We start from the raw sequence: 19,572 nt of genomic DNA, 5'->3' as shown, positions 1-19,572 counted from the left end.
GGCGCTTGCTCAGCGATGTGCATCGTACACATCACATGCAGAGTACACAGTCCATGTATCCTGCATATGAGGCAGTCGGTGGTTGGCGGGACGCCGTGCGGGGTTGGGAGGATGACACCCATGGAAAAGCCCACGCACCTGATCGAGTTCGAGACCATGCTCGTCGGGCGGCACTCGCATCTGTTCAACCCCCGGACGCGGAGCACCGGCGGGCGGCTCGACCGGAGCGCCTACGTCCTGCTCAGCCGCATCCGGATGGACGGGCCCATGTCCATCGGCCAGCTCAGCGAGGCGTTCGGCCTGGACGCCTCCACGCTCAACCGGCAGACCGCCGCCATGCTGAAGGCCGAAGTCGTCGAGCGCATCCCGGACCCCGACGGCGGGATCGCCCGCAAGTTCAGCATCACGGCCGAGGGCCGGCGCCGCCTGGACGCGGACCGTGCCGAGAACATCCACGGTCTGGAACGGGTCCTGAGTGACTGGACGGCCGACGAGGTGGCCGACTTCGCCGCGTATCTCAAGCGGTTCAACAGCGACATCGAGCGCCTGGAAGGCCGCCCCTGGCCGCGCCCGGACGCCACGCACCCGGTCTGAGACGGTGTCCTAGACTCCGCCCCATGACGAGCGTGACGACTGACATAACCGAGGATCTGGCGCCGACCGGCGTACTGCGGGCGTCGATCAACCTGGGCAATCCGGTCCTGGCCCAGGGCACGCCGGAGTCCCCGGCCGGGGTCACGGTCGACCTCGCGCGGGAGATCGGTGCGCGGCTGGGCGTGCCGGTCGAGCTCGTCTGCTTCGACGCGGCCCGCAAGTCGTACGAGGCGATGGCAACGGGCCGCGCCGACCTCTGCTTCCTGGCCGTCGAGCCGGCGCGGGAGGCCGAGGTCGCCTTCACCGCGCCGTACGTCGTGATCGAGGGGGTGTACGCGGTGCCCCGGGACTCGGCCTTCACCACGGCCGCCGACATCGACCGTGCGGGTGTCCGGATCGGTGTGAAGCGGGGCTCCGCCTACGACCTCTTCCTCTCGCGCACGCTGCGGCACGCGTCCGTCGTCCGCGGGGACGAGGGCGTCGACGTCTTCCGTTCCGAGGGCCTGGAGGTGGCGGCCGGCATCAGGCAGCCGATGACGGAGGTGGTCGCGTCCGATCCCGGACTCCGGCTGATCGAGGAACGGTTCATGGAGATCCGGCAGGCCGTGGGCACGACCCTGTCCCGGCGGCCCGGGACCGTCCGGTTCCTTGCCGAGCTCGTCGAGGAGCTGAAGGCGGGCGGATTCGTCGCCGACGCGCTGCGACGCTCACACCAGTCCGACGCGCTCGTCGCTCCCCCTCAGAACGGGTAACGGGCCTTCCGGCCGGCGATCGTGACCCAGCGGATGTTGGAGAAGGACTCGATGCCCCAGCGCCCGCCGAAGCGCCCGTAGCCGGATGCCTTGACGCCCCCGAAGGGTGCGTGGGGCTCGTCGGCGACGGACTGGTCGTTGACGTGCACGATGCCCGAGTGGACGCGGCGGGCGACCGCCAGGCCGTGGGTGGCGTTCTCGGTGATGATGCCGCAGGTCAGTCCATTGTCGGTGTCGTTGGCCAGGGCGACGGCCGTGTCGTCGTCGGCGAAGGTGTCGATCACGCACACGGGTCCGAAGACCTCCGCGTAGTAGAGGTCCATGTCCCGGGTCACGCCGCTCAGTACGGTCGGCGGGTGCACCGCCCCCCGCGGCTCCCCGCCGCCGGCGAGCAGGGTGGCGCCCGCGGCGACCGCGTCCCGCACGAGCCCGGCGACCCGCCGGGCCGCGGCCGCGCTCACCAACGGGCCGACGACGGTCTGCGGGTGGCCCGGGTCGCCGGACGGGAGCGCCGCCGCCCTGGCGGTGAACCGCCGCGTGAACTCCTCGGCGACACGGTCGTGGACGAGGACGCGGTCGCCGGACATGCAGATCTGGCCGGAGTTCATGAAGACGCCGAACGTGGCCGCGTCGACGGCGTACTCCACGTCGGCGTCGTCGAGGACGATCACGGAGTTCTTGCCGCCGAGTTCCAGGACCGCGGGCTTGAGGTGCCGCGCCGCGTGCGTGCCGATGACGCGGCCCGTGCGGGTCGATCCGGTGAAGTCGACCGCGCGGACCCGGGGATCGGCGATCAGTGTCTCGGCGATCTCGGCGGCGTCCTCGACGGCGTTGGTCACGACGTTGAGAACGCCGTCGGGCAGCCCGGCCTCACGCAGCACGTCGGCGACGAAGTACCCGGCGGCGACCGGCGCGTTCTCGCTCGGCTTCGCCACGACCGTGTTGCCCGCGGCGAGGGGAGCGGCGACGGCCCGTACGCCGAGGATGAGCGGCGCGTTCCAGGGTGCGAACGCGGCGACGACGCCGAGCGGTTCGCGCACCGCGAGGCCGAGCGTGCCCTCCGCCTGGGCGCTGAGGACCTCACCGCGGGGTGCGGTGACCGCCGCGGCGGCCTCGCGCAGGATGTTCGCGGCGAGCGCCACGTTGAAGTACGCCCACGGGCGCGTGCTGCCGGTCTCGTGGGCCATGAGCGCGGCGGCCTCCTCGGCCCTGGCGTCGAGGAGGTCGGCCGCCCTCAGGAAGACAGTGCGGCGGGCGAAGGGGGCGAGTGCCGCCCAGGCCGGGAAGGCCGCGTGGGCGGCTTCGACCGCCCGGGTGACGTCCTCGGGGCCGGCGGCGGCCACGGTCGCGTACACCTCGCCGGTGTACGGGTCGAGGTCCTCGGTGGTGCGGCCGGAGGCGGCGGGCATCTCCCCGCCGCCGATCAGCAACCCACGCGTGACGACCACCGTGCGGCTACTCCGCGCCCTGACGTGGGCACGGCCCGAGCGGCGCGGTGGGGCCCGCGCCTGCGCCCTCCGCGCCCCGGTCGTACCAGTAGTCCCCGGCGGTCATGCAGCGGGCGGGGTACCCCTGGCCGGGTGCGGCGACGGTCCGGGCCTCCCACGCGGCGGGGGCCGGAGCGAGGGCGGGGTCCTGGTGGGTGGATCGATCGGGCATGGCGGCTCCTGGTCGTGACGGCCGTTCCATCCTGACCCGCGCGGCCGCCGCTCGCCTCGCGGCGCGGCTCGGACGGCGCCCGGAGTCGACCGACCGGCCCACCGCGGCGCGTCAACGGCCGAGGTGTTCGGGGCCGGTACGGTCCTTCAGCACCAGCACCGCGATGTCGTCCGTACGCAGCCGGGCGGGGCGGACCTCCTCCAGCAGGGTGTCGATGAGGTGGTCCAGGTCCCGGTCGTCCGCCACGGCGAGATGCCCCGCGAGTTCGGCGAGCGAGTCGTCGAAGTCGGTACCCGGTGTCTCGACGAGACCGTCGGTGTAGAGCAGCAGCAACAGTCCGGCGGTGAGCGGGATCTCGGTGACCGGGTACTCGGCTCCGGGCATGACGCCGAGCAGCGGGCCCGGCGTCACATCGAGCGGGGCGGTACGAAGCCCGGCGAGGCGTACCAGAGGCGGCGGGTGTCCGGCGCTGGCGAGGCTCACGCGTCGCCGGGCGAAGTCGAGATGGACGTAGAGGCAGCTGCAGAACAGGCCGGGATCGAGATCGGTGAGCAGCCGGTTGGTGGCCGAGAGCACCTGGTCGGGAGGCTCGCCGAGGGTCGCGTGGGCGTGGACGCCCGTACGGACCTGACCCATCAGCGCGGCGGCCGCGACGTTGTGGCCCTGGACGTCGCCGATGACGGCCGCGGCCGCGGTGTCGCCGAGCCGGATCAGGTCGTAGAAGTCGCCGCCGATGTCCATGCCGCGCGTGGCCGGCAGGTAGCGGGCGACGACGTCGAGGCCCGCCACGGCGGGGAGGCTGTGGGGCAGCAGCGCCTCCTGGAGTCCCTGGGCGAGCCGGTGCTTGATGTCGTAGAGCCGGGCGCGGTCGAGGGCCTGCGCGATGAGGCCGGCGAGCGAGGTCAGGACGGCCCGTTCCTCGGCGGGGAACGTGTGGGGCCGGTCGTAGGACAGGACGCAGCAGCCCACGGGCCGGCCGGAGATGATCAGGGGCAGGAACGCCCACGCCTGTTTGCCGCTGATCGGCACCGCCTCGGGGTAGATCCGCCGCATCTCCTGCGGGTCGGCGAAGAACGAGGGAATGCCGCTGGAGAGCGCCCGCCCGGCGGGGGTGAAGCTGGTGTCGACGGGCAGCCCGTCCAGTCGCTCGACGACCTTGGCGGGGTACCCGCGGTGACCGGTGATCTGGAGGCGGCCGGAGTCGACCATGGACAGCACGAGGCCCTGCGCGCCGAAGGCGGGCATGATCTGGTCGGCGACCAGATCCACGACGTCCTGGACGCCGACGACCTCGGTCAGGCCCGCGGCCAGGTGCATCATCTGGTAGAGCTGTCCGGCGCGGGCCGGGGTGGCGGTGGCCGTCTCTTGTCGTCGGGGAGCGGGGCTCGCCGGGGGCGCTCCGCCGGTGGGCACGATACGGACGCTCACACCGCCGGCGTCCGGGTAGAGGTGGAAGTCCAGCCACCGGTCCGGCGGGCGGCAGGCCGCGAAGGAGACGGGCTCGCGGCTGATGATCGCGGCGCGGTAGCGGTCCTCGTAGGTGGGGTCGTCGAGCCAGGGCAGGGACTGCCACGGCAGCGTCCCCAGCAGGGTCTCGGCGTCACTGCCGAGCAGTTCGGCGGCGCCGTCGTTGAGATAGGTGACGCGTCCGTCCAGGTCCAGGGCACAGCAGCCGCCGGGCAGGCGGTCGGCGAAGTCGACGACCGTCTGCTCGGAGGTCGGGGGCGGGCGTACGGTGTCGAGCGGGAGGACGCGGGGCAGGTCGGCGTGGACGAAGGGCCTGCCGTTCTCGGCCGCCACTTGCAGCAGCGCGGCAAGACGCCTGCAGCAGGAGGTGACCATGCCGAGCTCCCGCCGGGTCAGCCGCGGTGGGTGGGTGGCCGGCCACATCAGGAGGAGCGAGCCCCAGGGGCGTGCACCGGTGATCGGTGCGGCGGCCAGGGCGAGGGGGTACGGCAGGGCCACCGCGGTACGGGGATAGGAGCGGGCCATCTCCTGCTGGCTGCCCACCCAGATCAGCCGGTTCTCGCGGACGGCGTCGGCCACCGGCGCGGGTGCGGCCACCGAGATCCGCGCCCACGGGGCGGCGAATTCCGCCGGAGCGCCGCAGAGTGCCTCGAGGCAGAGCACCTGTGCGTCGGGGGCCAGAAGATAGACGGCGCCGATGGCGGCACCGGTACGGCGGACCGTTTTCGTGAGCGCGGCATCGACCCCCTCGGTGCCTCTGGTCGGTCCGACCGTGCTGGTCACCAGGCACCTCCAGCGTCACGGCCCGGGTGGTTCGTCCCATTATCGCTCGGGCCGCGTCGGCGGTCGCCGTAACGACCGGTCCGTGGTCCCGCGCGGCGGTCGCGTCCGTGGTCGCCGCGGCGGTCAGAAGACGGAGAGACCGGTGATGGTGGTGAAGCGGTCCAGGGCGGCGACGCCCGCGACCGAGTTCCCGCGCTCGTCGAGGCCGGGGCTCCAGACGCACAGGGTGCAGCGGCCCGGGACGACGGCGATGATGCCGCCGCCGACGCCGCTCTTGCCGGGCAGACCCACGCGGTAGGCGAAGTCCCCGGCCGCGTCGTAGGTGCCGCAGGTGAGCATGACGGCGTTGACCTGCTTGGCCTGGCTGCGGGTGAGCAGCCGTGAGCCGTCGGCGCGGATGCCGTGGCGGGCCAGGAAGCCGGTGGCGAGCGCGAGGTCGGCGCAGGACGCCTCGATCGAGCACTGCCGGAAGTACTCGCGCAGGAGCACCGGAACCGGGTTCGCGATGTTCTCGTACGAGGCCATGAAGTGGGCCAGCGCGGCGTTGCGGTCGCCGTGCGCGGTCTCCGACGCGGCGACGTCCCGGTCGAAGTCGAGGTCCTGGTTGCCGCTCTCCGCGCGCAACAGGTCGAGCAGGGAGCCCGACGCGTCGCCTGTGAGGCTGTGCAGCCGGTCGGTGACGACCAGGGCGCCGGCGTTGATGAACGGGTTGCGCGGGATGCCGTTCTCGTACTCCAGTTGCACGAGGGAGTTGAAGGGGTTGCCCGACGGTTCGCGTCCGACATGCTCCCAGAGGGGCTCGCCCTCCCGGGCGAGGGCGAGCGCGAGGGTGAACACCTTGGTGACGGACTGGGTGGAGAAGGGCTGTTGCCAATCCCCCACGCCGTACACCGTCCCGTCGAGTTCGGCGACGGCCATCCCGAACCGGCCCGGGTCGCCGGCGGCGAGCGCGGGAATGTAGTCGGCGGGCCGGCCCCGGCCTACGAGGTCCTCGATCTCCTCGGCGATGCGCTCGAGGACCGGTTGGAACGACAGCAGCATGATCCTCATTGTGCCGCCCGAACCGGATGCCCATGCCGCGGGGGGGCGCCGGGATCTCGACGTGGACCGCCTCGACGGGCGGCGGTGGGGGCTGAGGCGGGAGGTGCTCCTGTCACCCTGGTGACGGGAACCGTAGGCGACGATGGGAAGTTCACGGGGTATGGCTGTTATTCACCGCACCACCATGAGCCCCACCAAGCTGGAGCTGCTCGCCTCCTGGCTGCCCTCCCGGCCCTGGTACGTCGCCACCGGGCGTGCGCCGGAGCTCGGCAAGGCCGGGGGCTTCCGGCTCGACGATCCGCAGGGGGAGGTCGGCATCGAGTTCATGGTCGTCACGGACGGCTCCGGTGACACCGCAGTCTCGTACCACCTGCCGCTGACCTATCGCGGGGCTCCGCTCGACGGGGCCGAGGAGGCCCTCGTCGGCACCTCCGAGCACGGGGTGCTGGGGAAGCGTTGGGTGTACGACGGGATCCACGACCCGGTCCTCGTGGAGCGGCTGCTCGCGCTGCTCGAAGGACGCGCCGAGCCGCAGGCCCAGAGCGCGACCGACACCCCCGATCCCACCGTCACCGGACGGTTCGACGGCGTCGGCCTCACGGCCGTGACCGGACCGACCGCCGTCGCCGACCGGCCGCACGGGACCGAACTGGCGGTACGGACGGCGGGGGACGCCGGGGAGCCGCTCACTCTCGTCGTGACGCGCGTGCTCCGGGCGGACGGTCCGGCGGAAGGCCGGGGGCAGGTCACCGCCGAGTGGGAGTCCCCGGACGGAAGCCGCGGCCGCGGCGCGTTCGTCGTCGTGCGCGGGAACGCGGGCTGACCGGGCGGCACGGCGGCGGCTTCGACCCGCGGTCAGGGAGCCTTCGGCAGGCGCCGGGCGGGCGGCAAGCCGGAAGGCCGTCGGTCGGCGGACGGCGGTCGGGCGGCGGTGGGGTCGGACGGCGGCCGGTCGGCGATCAGTCCGGTACCGGGTCCGTGTAGCCCCGGCGCCGGGCCGCCGCCGGCCGGCAGCGCAGCAGGCGAGACACCGTCAGTCGCCCGCCCCGCACCGCGCCGTGCCGACCCAGCGCCTTGACGGCGTAGGTCGAACAGCTGGGCGTGTACGGGCAGCACGGCGGACGGCCCGGGCTGATCTCGTCGCGGTAGTACTGCACCGCGGTGTACAGCGCTCCGGCGACCCGCCCCGGCGGCCGGCCGTCCGGCGAGGGGCGTCGAGCGCGCGAAGGGCGTCGGCCGTTCGAGGGGCGCACCAGCGCCAGGAACAGCGCCGGAAGCAGGGTCAGCCACATCTCCGGGCAGCACTGTCGGTACCCGACGCAGGTGTCGAGCATCCCCGCGCAGCAGCCCTCTTCGCCGTCCTCGCGCCGCTTGCGCCGACGGTCTCGCCCGGGCTTCCTCGATGACGTCACTCCGCCCCCTCCGTGTCCACGGGATGATACGTGCGCGTCGACGAGCGGGTACGGGACGGGCCCGCCCCCCCAAGGAGGACGGGCCCGTCAGGAGCCGCTACCGGGACGGCGTCCCGGCCGCCAGGCCGGCCGGGACGGGCGCGTAGCCGGTGGGCCGGGTGGTGAACGTGCCCCGGCCCTGGGTGCGGCTGCGCAGCCGGGACGCATAGCCGAACAGCTCGGCCAGCGGCACGGTGGCGGTGACCACCGCCGTACCGGCCCGTGCGGTCGAGCCGGAGACCCGGCCGCGGCGTGCCGCCAGGTCACCGAGCACCCCGCCCACGGCGCTGTCGGGCACCGTGATCGTGACCTCGACCACCGGCTCCAGGAGCGTCATCGCACTCGCGCGCAGCGCCTCGCGGAGCGCGAGGCGCCCCGCCGTACGGAACGCCATCTCCGAGGAGTCCTTGGAGTGGGTGGCGCCGTCGGTCAACGTCACCCGCACGCCGGTGACCGGATGGCCGCCGAGGGGGCCTTCGGCCAGGGCGTCGCGGCAGCCCGCCTCGACCGCGCGGATGTACTCCTGCGGTACTCGGCCACCAGTGACGGTGGAGGAGAACGCGAACTCCTCTTCGTCCAGCGCCGCCACGTCGAGCACGACATGGGCGAACTGGCCCGCGCCACCGTCCTGTTTGACGTGCCGGTAGACCAGGCCGTCGACCCCGCGCACGACCGTCTCGCGGTAGGCGACCTGCGGCCTGCCGACGCCGATGTCCAGGCCCTGGGCCCGGCGGATCTTCTCCACGGCCACCTCCAGGTGCAGTTCGCCCATGCCCGACAGCACGGTCTGGCCGGTCTCGGGATCGGTCCGGACGGTCAACGAGGGGTCCTCCTCGACGAGTCGGGCGAGCGCGGACGCAAGCCGGTCGGTGTCGAGGCTTCTGCGGGCCTCGACCGCGACGGAGACGACCGGGTCGGCCACGATGGGCGGTTCGAGCAGCAGGGGCGCCGACGGCGCGCACAGGGTGGCGCCGGTCCGGGCGTCCTTCACGCCGACGACCGCGACGATGTCCCCGGCACCGGCCCGGTCCACCTCGGTGTTCCGGTCGGCCTGCACCCGCAGGATGCGGCCGATCCGTTCGGTGCGCCGAGCGGCCACGTCGAGCACGACATCTCCCTTTCCGATGGTTCCCGCGTACACACGCAGGTAGGTCAGCCGCCCGGTGGCGGTCGAGTTCACCTTGAAGACCAGGGCGGCGAACGGCGCCGCCGGGTCGGCGGCCCGCTCCTCCACCACGCCGTCCACCGCTCCGTCCACGGTGCCGCGGACCGGCGGCACGTCCAGCGGCGAGGGCAGGTAGGCCACGACGGCGTCGAGGAGCGGCTCCATCCCGCGGTTGCGGTAGGCCGATCCGCACAGCACGACCACGCCGTCCCCGGTCCGCGTGAGATCACGCAGTGCCGCGGTCAGCGTCGGCACGGCGAGTGCCGACCGCTCGCAGAACTCCTCAAGGGCGGCCGGATGGAGCTCGGCCACCGCCTCTTCGAGGGCCCTGCGGCGGCGCCGCGCCTCTTCCACCAGTGCGTCGGGCACGGGGCCCTCCGTACGGGTGTCGCTGCCCGGTTCCCAGAGCAGCGCGCGCATGTGCACGAGGTCCACCACTCCGGTGAAGCCGTCCTCGTGACCGATCGGCAGCTGGACGACGAGGGGCACGGTGTGCAGACGGTCCCGGATCGAGGCCACGGCGGTGTCGAGGTCGGCGCCCGCGCGGTCCATCTTGTTGACGAAGGCGATCCTCGGTACCTGATGCCGGTCGGCCTGTCGCCAGACCGTCTCGCTCTGCGGTTCCACCCCCGAGACCGCGTCGAACACCGCGATCGCGCCGTCGAGGACGCGCAGGGAGCGCTCCACCTCGTCGGAGAAGTCGACGTGTCCGGGGGTGTCGATGAGATTGATCCGGTGGTCGTCCCAGACGCAGCTGACCGCCGCGGCGAAGATGGTGATGCCGCGGTCGCGCTCCTGCGCGTCGAAGTCGGTGACGGTGTTGCCGTCGTGGACCTCGCCGCGCTTGTGGATGGCGCCGGTGAGGTACAGCATCCGTTCGGTGACGGTGGTCTTACCGGCGTCGACATGGGCGAGGATGCCCAGATTCCGGACGCTGTTCAGGGAGTTGGGCAGGGAGAGGGGAAGGTGGGTACGCACGGCCCGGGGCCTTTCGACGTGTTCGAGAACAGGGCGGCGCGATTCCCGGACGAAGCGGCCCGGAGGCGGGCGTCGGAGAGCCCCCGTGGAGGGGTGGGCTCAGGAGTTCGTCACGGGCGTCCGGTGGCGGCCGCGCAGCCGGCACCGGTCGGACCGGGACATCAGGATCACGTCGTACCGGGACCGGGGAACGACGACGGCGATGTGGCAACGCACGGTCGGGCTCCCCTCGTTCGGTTCGTCGGGCACGCCGGGTTCCCGGCGGCATGTGATGCGAGTGTAGGGAGCCGTCCCGGTTTCGGGACACCGATTTTGACGGCCGTGGCCGCCGGCCCGGGTCGGGCCGGCGGCCGTCGTGGGGTCACGCGCCGTCGGCCTCCTCGGCCAGCCAGTGCGCGGCGGCGGCGAGCAGGGTCGTCACGCCGATCTCCAGGGTCGGCTCCGGTATTGGTGCGAAGTACGGCGAGTGGTTGGCGGGGACGGTGTCGGGGAGGCCGTTCTCTAGCAGGGCCACGGGGTCGATGTCGCGGTAGTGGGCGTGGTCGGCGCCGCCGAAGTGCCAGAAGACGGAGGGCGCGTCGAGCGCGGTGCCGAAGGTGCCGAAGTCCTCGCTGCCGGTGAGAGTCTGAGGCAGTGTGAAGACATGGCCCTCGCCGAGCGCGGCCGTGAGGGCGCCCTGGACAGCGTGGGTGGCGTCGTGGTCGTTGACCGTGACGGGGAAGGTGTTGAAGGGGACGATCTCCGGGTCCTTCGGGGCGCCCGACGCGGCGGCCTCGGCGCGGATGATCCGCTCGACGGCCCGCAGGAGCCGGTCCCGTACCGCCGGGGCCGTGCTGCGGATGTTGATCCGCAGGTCGGCGGTGTCGGGGATGATGTTCTCCTTGGTGCCGGCGTGGAGCGAGCCGACGGTGACCACCGCCGTCTGCGCCGCCGCAACCTCGCGCGAGACCACGGTCTGCAGCCGCATGACGATCGCGGCTGCCAGGACCACCGGGTCGACGGTGGTCTCGGGCATCGATCCGTGGCCGCCACGGCCGAAGAGCCGCACCTTGAGGTTGTCGGAGGCGGCCATGACCGGGCCGGGGCGTGTCCCGACGAAGCCGACCGGTACGGGCGCCACGTGCTGGCCGAGACAGATGTCGGCGCGGGGGAAGCGGTCCAGGAACCCGTCGTCGATCATGGCCGGCGCGCCGCCGATCTCCTCGGCCGGCTGGAGGACCGCGACGACCGTGCCCTGCCACCGGGCACGGTGGGCGGCGAGTTGTGCGGTGGCGCCGAGCAGGCAGGCCACGTGCATGTCGTGGCCGCAGGCGTGCATGACGGGAACCTCGTTGCCGTCCGGGTCGGTTCCGGTCGCGGTGGACGCGTACGGAAGGCCGGTGCGTTCCTTCACCGGCAGGGCGTCCATGTCGGCGCGGAGGAGCACGACAGGGCCTTCGCCGTTGGTCAGCACGCCGACGACGCCGGTGCCGCCGACGCCCTCGGTGACCTCCCAGCCCTGTTCCCGCAGCCGGGCGGCGGCGATGCCGGCCGTGCGGAACTCCTGGAAGGACAGCTCGGGGTGGGCGTGCAGGTCCTCGTAGAGGGCGCGCAGGCCGGGCAGCCGTTCGGTGAGGCCGGCCAGCAGCGGGGCGACCGGGCGGGCGGTGACGGGGGTCGTGTGCATCACTTCTGCTCCGTGGTGAGAGAGGACGGGTCGGGGTCGTGGTGGGACGCGCCGAGCGCGGCGCGGAAGGAGGCGGCGTCCTGCGGGGTGACGAGCGACGTCACGGCGACGATCACCGCGCCGAGGACGAGGAAGGCGAAGGCGACCTGGAAGGAGAAGGTGTCGGCGAGCACGCCCATGACGGGCGGCGCGATCATGCCCCCGACCTGGCCGCCGAGGACGATGACGGCGCTGCCGATGCCGACGTGGCGGGGGTCGAGTCCCCGCAGCGGCACGGCGAAGATCGGCATGTAGGTGAGGGAGGCGGCGCACGCGGCGACGGTGGCGAAGACGAGAAACCCGGCGAGGGAGGCCGAGTGGGCCATGAGGAGGAGGGCGGCCGCGGCGACCGTCATCGCGGGGACCAGCACCGTGCGGTGATGGCCGCCGAGCCGGTCGACCAGCCGGCCGCCGGCGACCGTCGCGGCCGCCGAGGCGAGGGCCGGGACGGCGACGAGTGCGCCGGCGGAGGTGAGGGGGATGCCGCGTTCGTCGTGGAGGTAGGAGGGGATCCAGGTGGTGAGGCCCCACATGATCGTGCTGTATCCGAACAGCATCAGGGCGAAGCGCCACAGCACGCCCTCGCGCAGCATCGCCCGGAGTCCGTGGCGGTCGCCGGGGGTGTCGGGATCGGTGCGCGTCAGCGGCGCCGGAAGCCACCTCCGTACCGCCATCAGGACCAGCACGCCGAGGGCGGCCGTCGAGAAGAACGCCGAGCGCCAGCCGAAGGCGGCAATGAGCGGGGCGACGGCGATCGGGGTGACAACGGCGGCGAGAGCGTTGGAGCTCATGATCAGCCCGTTGGCGCCCATCCGTTCCTCCGGTGTGGTCCGCTCCACGAGGACCTTCATCGAGGCAGGCGGGAAGATCCCCTCGGCCGCGCCGAACGCGAAGCGGAGGATCAGCAGTACGGCGAACGACCAGGCGAATCCGGTCAGCGCCGTGAAGACGGACCAGGACAGCAGGGCCCAGGAGGTCACGCGCCGGGCGCCGAAGCGGTCGGCGAGCAGGCCGCCGGGGATCTGGCAGAGCGCGTACGCGAGGAAGAAGGCGGAGACGACTAGCCCCTGTTGCCCTCGGCCCAGGTCGAACTCCTCGCCGATGGAGGGCAGGACGAGGTTGATGACGAGGCGGTCGGCGTAGTCGACGAGCCAGGCGGCGAACAGCAGGACGATCGTGATCCGGACGGTCCGGCGGGCCCGGACCGTGCTCGGGGGCGGAGCAGACACGGCACTCCTCACTCTCCGGTGGCCGGTGCATGCCCCGGCCGGAAGTGCCCTTACGATCCGGTCCGTGAGCGAAGAAGCCTGGAAATTGCCGGAAAGCATCACGAGCTATGGCTTGGAGCCGGATTCCGGCACCATCGATCCGGAGCGGGGATTCTCCGAGCTCGACCTGGCGCTCATCGACGCGCTCCAGGCGGCCCCCCGCGCCCCGTGGTCCCGCATCGGCCGGGCGCTCGGCGTGGACCCGACGACCGCGGCCCGCCGCTGGGAGCGGCTGCGCGCGGGCGGTCTGGCGTGGATCACCGCGTACGGCAGCGCGGGGACGACGGCGGTCGCCTACGTCGAGGTGCGCTGCCGGCCCCGCCGTGTGGAGGCGGTGAGCGCCGCGGCCGCCGCGCTCCCCTGGGTCTTCAGCGTGGACGAGACGGCCGGCGACTTCGACCTCTTCCTCTCGGTGGCGGCGCCCGACCTGCCCACGCTCGGACGATCGGTGCACCGTGTCATCGGGGGCCTGCGCGGGGTCCGTTCGACCCGGACGCGGCTGAGCATCACCTTGTACGGGGAGGGCCGCGACTGGCGGATGCGGGCGATGGAGCCGGCGGAGCGCGCGGCCCTGGCCACCTCCCCCAGGACGCGGGGCCGAACCGTGCACGCCGTGCGGGCGTACGACCGTGTCTCTCCCGAGGACCGTGCCCTGCTCTCGGCGCTCGGCGCCGACGGCCGGCTCGGCTACACGGAGCTGGGGGCGCTGACGGGCCTGAGCGAGCACACGGCCCGGCGCCGGCTCCAGCGGATGACGCGGGAGGGTGCGATCACGATCCGCTGCGATCTGGCGCACCCGCTCGCCGGTCTGCCGACCATGGTCATCTACCGAGCCTGTGTCCCCCACGCGCATCTGGAGGCCACGGGGAACGCGCTGGCTCGGATGGAGCAGGTCCGGATGTGCGTCTCGGTGAGCGGGCCGCACAACCTCCTGGTCCTGGTCTGGCTGCACGGCCTCGACGCGATCGACCCGTTCGAGGCGCTGCTCGCGGAGCGTTTCCCGGCGCTGGAGGTCAAGGACCGGACCGTCGCGCTCCACACTCCCAAGCGCATGGGCCGGCTGCTCGACGCACAGGGCCGCGCGATCGGGCGTGTTCCGCTCGGGATGACCTTGGACGGGACCCCCGCGGACGCGCCGTCACGCTGAGAACGGCTCCGGGGCGCCCGCCGGGGCGAAGTAGCGGGCAACGACGTCGTCCGTCACCTCGGCGAGTGTGGGCGGGGACCAGCGGGGGTCGCGGTCCTTGTCGACGACCTGCGCGCGGATGCCCTCGACGAGGTCCGCGGAGGACAGGGCGGCGCAGGAGAGCCGGAACTCCATGTTCAGGACGGCTTCCAGGGAGTCGAGGTGCCGGGCTCGGCGGAGCGCCGCCAGGGTGGTCTTGAGTGCGACGGGCGAGCGGGTCAGGAGTGTGGTGGCCGTCTCCTTGGCCTCGGGGACCCCGGAGTCGATCAGCCGGTCGACGACGGCCTCGACCGTCTCCGCGGCGTAGCAGGCGTCGATCCACTCACGCCGGCCGGCCAGTTCGCCGGGCGGGGCAGGCCGGGAGAACCGGGGCAGGACCTCGTGTACGTGGGCTCGCGTGAGTTCCTCGGCGAGGCGGGGCAGTTCTTGCGACGGCACGAAGTGGTCGGCGAGCCCGGTGAGCAGCGCGTCGGCGGCGCCGGCCTGGGCGCCGGTCAGGGCGAGATGGGTGCCCAGCTCGCCGGGTGCGCGGCTCAGCAGATACGTACCGCCGACGTCGGGCACGAAGCCGATGCCGGTCTCGGGCATGGCCACCCGGGAGCGTTCGGTGACGACGCGGACGGAGCCGTGGGCCGAGACGCCGACACCGCCGCCCATCACGATGCCGTCCATGAAGGCCACATAGGGCTTGGGGTAGCGGGCGATGCGGGCGTTGAGCCGGTACTCGTCGCGCCAGAAGTCGACGGAGGCGCGGCCGCCGGAGCGGGCGTCGTCGTGGATCGCCCGGATGTCGCCGCCGGCGCACAGCCCGCGGTCTCCGGCGCCCTCGATGACGACGGTCGCGATCGCCGGATCGTCCTCCCAGGCGGTCAGGGCCTCGTCGACACGGCGCACCATGGCGTGGGTGAGCGCGTTGATGGCCTTCGGCCGGTTCAGGGTGATGAACCCGGCCCGCCCTTCGGTGCGCACCAGGACGTGCGGGCTGTCGGTCGCGGTCATCGCAGGGGCTCCCCCGGGCCGGGGGCCTCGAAGAGTCGCATGATCCCGTTCACTTCCCTCCAGGGACGATCTGCCGGCCACCGTATCCGGTGCGGCCTCCCGGGCGACAGGCGAGCCCTCCCCGGTCGCCGCCGGGAGCTACGGGTGTGGAACAGTGCTGCCGTGATCATGCCTCCCGAGAACACCCTGTTCGTGCCCGGCTCCACCCCCGCGCTGCTGCTCGGCGGCGCGCCCGTCCACGCGGACCTGCCCGCCCTGGACGCGCCCGACGGGGCGGTGCCGGCGTGCGAGGGCTGGAGTGTCGTGCCCCGGCTCACCCTCTGCGTGGTGGACGGCCCGGGGGAAGCCGGCTGCGTCGTTCCCGCCCTCATGGCGCCGGTGTTCGGCGGCGCCGGCAGCCCGGACGACATGGTGGGCTGGTGCGAGGACGTCGAACGGGCGGGCGGGGCGATCGTCCTCTCGCTGCCCGAGCTGCCGCAGGAGCTCGACTGGGCGCATTTGCTGACCGGCGGCGTCTCCCGAGGCGGCTTCATGCCGGCGCTGGGCTGATTCGGGCAGCCCTGGGCTGAGATGGCCCGCTCTGGGCTGCTGCGGCCTGCCCTGGACCGATGCGGCTCCGTCGGTGGACGACGTCCGGGGACTAGGGCTTTTTCCCAAGGGAGTTGAGTACGGACACTCAGGCCACCCGCCGTGATCCGCTCGTAGCCTCCCTGGCATGGACAGTCACGATGCCGTCGCCGACGGCTCCCTCCGTGTCGGGATCACCGGGACCGGCTCCTGCCTGCCCGAGCAGGTCGTGGACTCGGAGCAGTTGCGGCAGCGGGTGGTCGCCGGCAGTGGGTTCGCGCTGCCGGACGGGATGTTCGAGCGGGCCACCGGGATCCTCACCCGTCGGGTCGCACGGCCCGACGAGTACGCCTCCACCCTCGCGGTGGGGGCGTCCCGCCAGGCGCTGGCGCGGGCCGGGGTCGGTCCCGCGGACATCGACCTGCTGGTGTTCGCCTCCGCCACGCGCGACATGGTGGAGCCGGCCACCGCGCACATCGTGCAGGCCGAACTCGGCTCACGTGCGCACGCCCTGGACGTGACCAACGCCTGCAACAGCTTCGTCAACGGCATCGACATCGCCCGCACCATGATCCTCGCGGGGCGTGCCCGGCGGGCCCTCGTCGTCACCGGTGAGACGCCGAGCCGGGCCGTCCGGCACGACCCGGCCGACCTGGCGCAGTTCCGCGACGGCTTCGCCGGCTACACCTTCGGCGACGCGGGCGCGGCGGTGGTCCTCGAAGCGGTGGACCGCGGCGGAATACTCGACGTGGACAGCGAGACCCACTCCGAACACTGGCGGGTCGGCGGGATATTCGGCGGCGGTTCACGTCACCCGCGCGGCGACGAGCACACGTACTTCCGCGGCGACGGCAGTGAGCTGCGCGAGGTGTTCGAGAAGGTCGGCGCGTCGGTGATCGACCGGGTACGGCACCGTACGGGTCTCGAGTGGCGGCACTTCCGGTACGTCCTGGTCCACCAGGTCACCGTGCCGTACCTGGACCGCTTCGTGGAGATCACCGGCGTCCCCAGGGACCGGCTCGTGGTCACCGTCCCCGAGCTCGGGAACATCGCCAGCGCCAGCCTGGGCGTACAACTCGACCGGGTCCACGACGGGTTGCTCCCGGGCGACCGGGTCCTGTTCGTCGGTCTCGGCGGCGGTGTCAGCATCATGACGATGGTCTGGGAGAAGGCGTGAGCGCGCTGTGGGTGGTCGTGCCCGCCCATCAGGAGGCCGCGCGCATCGGCGACACCCTGGAGGCGCTCGCCGCGCAGGCGGACCGGGACTTCCAGCTGGTCGTGGTGGACAACGCCTCCGAGGACGGTACCGCCGCGATCGCCCGCGCGTTCGCGGAGCGGGCGCCGTTCCCCGTGCATGTGCTCGACGAGCGGGACAAGGGGGTGGGCTGCGCCGTCGACACCGGTTTCCGGTACGCGATCGGGCGCGGGGCCACACTGCTCGCCCGCACGGACGCCGACTGTCTGCCCCACCCCGGCTGGACGGCGGCGGCCCGGACCGCGCTGCGGAGCGGCGCGGGGCTGGTGTGCGGACGCATCGACGCCCGCCGGGACGAGCACGGGCCGCTGGGCCGCGCCCTGTTCCGTACGCTCGTGGGGGTCGCCGCGTTCTTCGGCCGGGTGCGCCCCGCGCACCGGCGCCGGCACGGCTACCTGGCCCCGTACCGGATGCACGCGGGAAACAACATGGCCATCACCGCGCGGCTGTACGAGGCCGTCGGCGGGATGCCCCGCCGTCCCTCGCCCACCGACCGGCTCTTCCTGAACCGGGTACGGCGGCACACCACCGCCATCGTCCACGCGCGCGACATGGTCGTGGAGAACTCCACCCGGCGCCTGCGCGCCTATGGAATCGTCGGAACCGCCCGCTGGTACCTCGACAAGGGCCCGGGCCGTCACGGGGAGGACCCGCGCTGATGCTCGACGCTCTCGCCCACACCCTGCGGTCGCACCCGGACCGTCCCGCCGTGCTCGGCACCACGCGCACCGGCGCCGTCCGCACGAAGGCCACCTGCGGGGAGCTCGCCGATCTCGCCGACCGGTACGCCGCCGCCCTGCACGCTCGTGGAATCGCGCGCGGCGGCACGGTCGGCGTCGCGGTACGGCCGGGGCCGCGCGCGCTGGCCATCATGCTCGCCGTGCACCGGCTGGGGCTGCGCGCCGCGGTGCTCGACCCGGCCGCGGGCCCGGACGTCCTGCGCGCCCGGCTCGCGCTGGCCCGCCCGGACGTGGTCCTGGCCGACGCGACGGCCCAGGCGGTCGCCGGTTGGGCGCGGCCGCTCGCCCGCCGGGCCCGTCTCGCCCTGCCGGATCTCGCCGACCTCGGCCCGGTGGCCACGGTCGGACCGAGGCTGCCGGGCTGCGCCCCCGCCCTGGAAACCGGCGGCGCTGCGGCGGTCCTGCCACGTCCGGTGGACGGGGACGGCGACGCGGTGATCGTCTTCACGTCTGGCACCACCTCGCGGCCCCGCGCCGTGGTCCACACCCGTTCCTCGCTCGCCGCCGGCATGGCCACGGTGACCGCCCTCGTACGGCCGGAGTCCGGCCGTCCGGTCCTGGGCGGGACGTTCTTCGTCCTCGTACCGTCCCTCGCGAGCGGTGCGCCGGTCGCGCTGCCCGCCCGCTCGCCGCGTGTCCTGGCGCGTCAGATGCGCCGACTGGCCCCGCAGGCAACGTATCTGACACCTCCTCAACTTCGGGCGGCGCTGGCCGAGGAGGCCCGGTTCACCGGGCGCGTGTGGACCGGCTCGGCACCGGCGAGCGCCGATCTGCTCACCCGCGTGAAGGAGGCCGGAGCGGACGAGGCGTGGGGGGTGTACGCGCTCACGGAGCTGTTCCCGGCGGCCGCCGTCGAGCAGGCGGACAAGGTCGCCTTCGGCGGCGACGGCGATCTGGTGGGCGCGCCGCTGCCGGGGGTGGAGGCAAAGACCGGAGCGGCCGGGGAGTTGCTGCTGTCCGGCCCGGCGGCCCGGGACCGCTACCTCGGCGAGGAACCGGCGCCCTGGGTCGACACCGGCGACCGGGCGCGGCTCGACGCGGACGGCCGGATCGTGCTGGAGGGCCGGTGCAAGGACATGGTCCTGCGGCGGGCGGAGAACATCTACCCGGGGCTGTACGAGCCCGCTCTGCACGTGCCCGGCGTCGAACTGGCGGTGCTGGTGGGCGTTCCGGCCGGGGACGGGGACGAGCGTCTCGTCGCCGTCGTCCAGCCGCGCCGGGGGGCGGATCACGACCGGGTGCGCTCCGCGCTCGCCGCGCCGCTGGAACGGATGGGCGCCGCGCGCCCGGACGCGCTTCTGCTCGCCGACATCCCGCTGTCCGGCCGCTCGTCGAAGCCCGATCGCGCGGCGACGTCGCGGCTGGCCGCCGCCCGCACGAGGGGGACGACCCGATGAGGGCCACTGCGGAGGCGGCTCCGACCGGTTGTCCCATGTCGTCCGCCGTCCGTGCGGCGCGCCGCCGCGACCGGCGGGTGTACACGCGCTCCCACCCGCTGCTGTTCGCCCTGCTCGCGGCGGTCCGGCACAGGCCCGTGGCCCGCATCGGCCGGGCCGTCCTGGTGAACGGCGCCGAGCCGTACCGGCAGGCCCTCACCCGGATCCCGTTGGACCGCGCGGCGGTCGGCACCACGGGCGGAGCGGCCCGTGAACTGTCCGGCGGTGGGCTGCTGTTCGACCAGGAGGGGGCGGGCCACCGGGACACGCGGCGGGCCGTGGCAGGGGATCTGGGCGCGGCGGGTGTGGCGCGGCTGCGCCCGGTGTGGCAGGAGGTCCTGTCGCGCCGCCTCGCCCCGCTCGGTGCCGGACTGCCGGTCGATCTCGTCCCGCTGGCCCGCGAACTGGCCGGGGCGACGGTCTGCGCCCTCCTCGACACCGCCGCGGACCCGTCGGCCGTGGCCGAGGCCCGCACCTCGTCCGCCCGGCGCACCCATTCCCGTACGTGCAGATTGCACAGAGGGCA

Annotated in this window: 18 protein-coding genes and 1 pseudogene; 9 read left to right on the top strand and 10 right to left on the bottom strand. The window is 73.4% G+C overall.

Annotated features, from left to right (window positions below):
* The first annotated feature begins 120 nt into the window (after positions 1-120).
* Both ABZ939_RS11500 and ABZ939_RS11495 read left to right on the top strand, forming a co-directional pair.
* A complete protein-coding gene (locus ABZ939_RS11500) occupies positions 121-594 on the top strand; it encodes a MarR family transcriptional regulator (RefSeq protein WP_361851990.1) in 474 nt (157 codons plus the stop codon).
* A 23-nt stretch (positions 595-617) separates the two neighbouring features.
* The gene (locus ABZ939_RS11495) at positions 618-1,346 is read left to right on the top strand and encodes a transporter substrate-binding domain-containing protein (protein ID WP_361851987.1); all 729 of its coding nucleotides are present in this window, start codon (positions 618-620) and stop codon (positions 1,344-1,346) included.
* On the opposite strand, the gene ABZ939_RS11490 is transcribed toward ABZ939_RS11495, so the two are convergent.
* From ABZ939_RS11490 to ABZ939_RS11475, 4 genes are all read right to left on the bottom strand, one after another.
* Positions 1,334-2,794 carry an aldehyde dehydrogenase family protein gene (locus ABZ939_RS11490; protein ID WP_361851984.1) on the bottom strand — a complete coding sequence of 487 codons (1,461 nt, stop codon included), beginning with the start codon at positions 2,792-2,794 and terminating at the stop codon, positions 1,334-1,336. The two genes, ABZ939_RS11495 and ABZ939_RS11490, sit on opposite strands and share 13 nt — an antisense overlap.
* Positions 2,795-2,801: 7 nt before the next feature.
* On the bottom strand, positions 2,802-3,005 hold the full coding sequence (locus tag ABZ939_RS11485) for a hypothetical protein (protein WP_361851981.1): 204 nt from the start codon (positions 3,003-3,005) through the stop codon (positions 2,802-2,804).
* A gap of 111 nt (positions 3,006-3,116) precedes the next feature.
* Positions 3,117-5,255, bottom strand: coding sequence for a SpoIIE family protein phosphatase (locus tag ABZ939_RS11480; RefSeq protein WP_361851978.1), 2,139 nt, complete (start codon positions 5,253-5,255; stop codon positions 3,117-3,119).
* A 123-nt stretch (positions 5,256-5,378) separates the two neighbouring features.
* Entirely contained in the window at positions 5,379-6,305 is a 927-nt protein-coding gene (locus ABZ939_RS11475) for a glutaminase (RefSeq protein ID WP_361851975.1), read from the bottom strand.
* A gap of 151 nt (positions 6,306-6,456) precedes the next feature.
* Here ABZ939_RS11475 and ABZ939_RS11470 point away from each other — a divergent pair, with 151 nt between their 5' ends.
* The gene (locus ABZ939_RS11470; protein WP_361851972.1) at positions 6,457-7,119 is read left to right on the top strand and encodes a 1,4-alpha-glucan branching protein; all 663 of its coding nucleotides are present in this window, start codon (positions 6,457-6,459) and stop codon (positions 7,117-7,119) included.
* Between the two features lie 136 nt (positions 7,120-7,255).
* On the opposite strand, the gene yidD is transcribed toward ABZ939_RS11470, so the two are convergent.
* The 5 genes from yidD to ABZ939_RS11445 all read right to left on the bottom strand — a co-directional run bounded on the left by yidD (position 7,256) and on the right by ABZ939_RS11445 (position 12,824).
* Positions 7,256-7,708, bottom strand: a complete 453-nt coding sequence (gene yidD / locus ABZ939_RS11465) for a membrane protein insertion efficiency factor YidD (protein ID WP_361851969.1) — start codon at positions 7,706-7,708, stop codon at positions 7,256-7,258.
* A 97-nt stretch (positions 7,709-7,805) separates the two neighbouring features.
* Positions 7,806-9,890 (bottom strand): elongation factor G, encoded by a 2,085-nt coding sequence (fusA, locus tag ABZ939_RS11460; protein ID WP_361851966.1) that lies wholly within the window; start codon positions 9,888-9,890, stop codon positions 7,806-7,808.
* 99 nt (positions 9,891-9,989) lie between these two features.
* Entirely contained in the window at positions 9,990-10,139 is a 150-nt protein-coding gene (locus ABZ939_RS11455; RefSeq protein ID WP_361851963.1) for a hypothetical protein, read from the bottom strand.
* Positions 10,140-10,251: 112 nt separating this feature from the next.
* On the bottom strand, positions 10,252-11,556 hold the full coding sequence (locus ABZ939_RS11450; RefSeq protein ID WP_361851960.1) for an amidohydrolase: 1,305 nt from the start codon (positions 11,554-11,556) through the stop codon (positions 10,252-10,254).
* Positions 11,556-12,824 (bottom strand): MFS transporter, encoded by a 1,269-nt coding sequence (locus ABZ939_RS11445; RefSeq protein WP_361851957.1) that lies wholly within the window; start codon positions 12,822-12,824, stop codon positions 11,556-11,558. Before ABZ939_RS11445 ends, ABZ939_RS11450 begins: the two co-directional genes overlap by 1 nt.
* 64 nt (positions 12,825-12,888) lie before the next feature.
* Here ABZ939_RS11445 and ABZ939_RS11440 point away from each other — a divergent pair, with 64 nt between their 5' ends.
* The gene (locus tag ABZ939_RS11440; protein ID WP_361851954.1) at positions 12,889-14,010 is read left to right on the top strand and encodes an Lrp/AsnC family transcriptional regulator; all 1,122 of its coding nucleotides are present in this window, start codon (positions 12,889-12,891) and stop codon (positions 14,008-14,010) included.
* On the opposite strand, the gene ABZ939_RS11435 is transcribed toward ABZ939_RS11440, so the two are convergent.
* Positions 14,002-15,048, bottom strand: coding sequence for an enoyl-CoA hydratase/isomerase family protein (locus ABZ939_RS11435; RefSeq protein ID WP_361851952.1), 1,047 nt, complete (start codon positions 15,046-15,048; stop codon positions 14,002-14,004). The two genes, ABZ939_RS11440 and ABZ939_RS11435, sit on opposite strands and share 9 nt — an antisense overlap.
* Before the next feature lie 168 nt (positions 15,049-15,216).
* Between ABZ939_RS11435 and ABZ939_RS11430 the strand changes: the two genes are divergently transcribed.
* The 5 genes and pseudogenes from ABZ939_RS11430 to ABZ939_RS11410 form a co-directional block, all read left to right on the top strand.
* Complete coding sequence (locus ABZ939_RS11430; protein WP_361852593.1) at positions 15,217-15,597, top strand: hypothetical protein; 381 nt, start codon at positions 15,217-15,219, stop codon at positions 15,595-15,597.
* Positions 15,598-15,763: 166 nt separating this feature from the next.
* Positions 15,764-16,792, top strand: coding sequence for a ketoacyl-ACP synthase III (locus ABZ939_RS11425; RefSeq protein ID WP_361851949.1), 1,029 nt, complete (start codon positions 15,764-15,766; stop codon positions 16,790-16,792).
* Positions 16,789-17,529: a glycosyltransferase family 2 protein gene (locus ABZ939_RS11420; RefSeq protein ID WP_361851946.1), complete on the top strand. Its 741-nt coding sequence runs from the start codon at positions 16,789-16,791 to the stop codon at positions 17,527-17,529. The genes ABZ939_RS11425 and ABZ939_RS11420 overlap by 4 nt, the downstream gene beginning before the upstream one ends.
* Positions 17,529-19,007, top strand: coding sequence for a class I adenylate-forming enzyme family protein (locus tag ABZ939_RS11415; protein ID WP_361851943.1), 1,479 nt, complete (start codon positions 17,529-17,531; stop codon positions 19,005-19,007). The genes ABZ939_RS11420 and ABZ939_RS11415 overlap by 1 nt, the downstream gene beginning before the upstream one ends.
* Before the next feature lie 35 nt (positions 19,008-19,042).
* Positions 19,043-19,572 (top strand): annotated as a pseudogene (locus ABZ939_RS11410) (hypothetical protein); the annotation flags it as partial.

It is taken from the genome of Streptomyces sp. NPDC046712, assembly GCF_040645695.1.
Lineage (GTDB): Bacteria > Actinomycetota > Actinomycetes > Streptomycetales > Streptomycetaceae > Streptomyces.
This window is presented reverse-complemented; position numbering and strand designations above follow the sequence as displayed.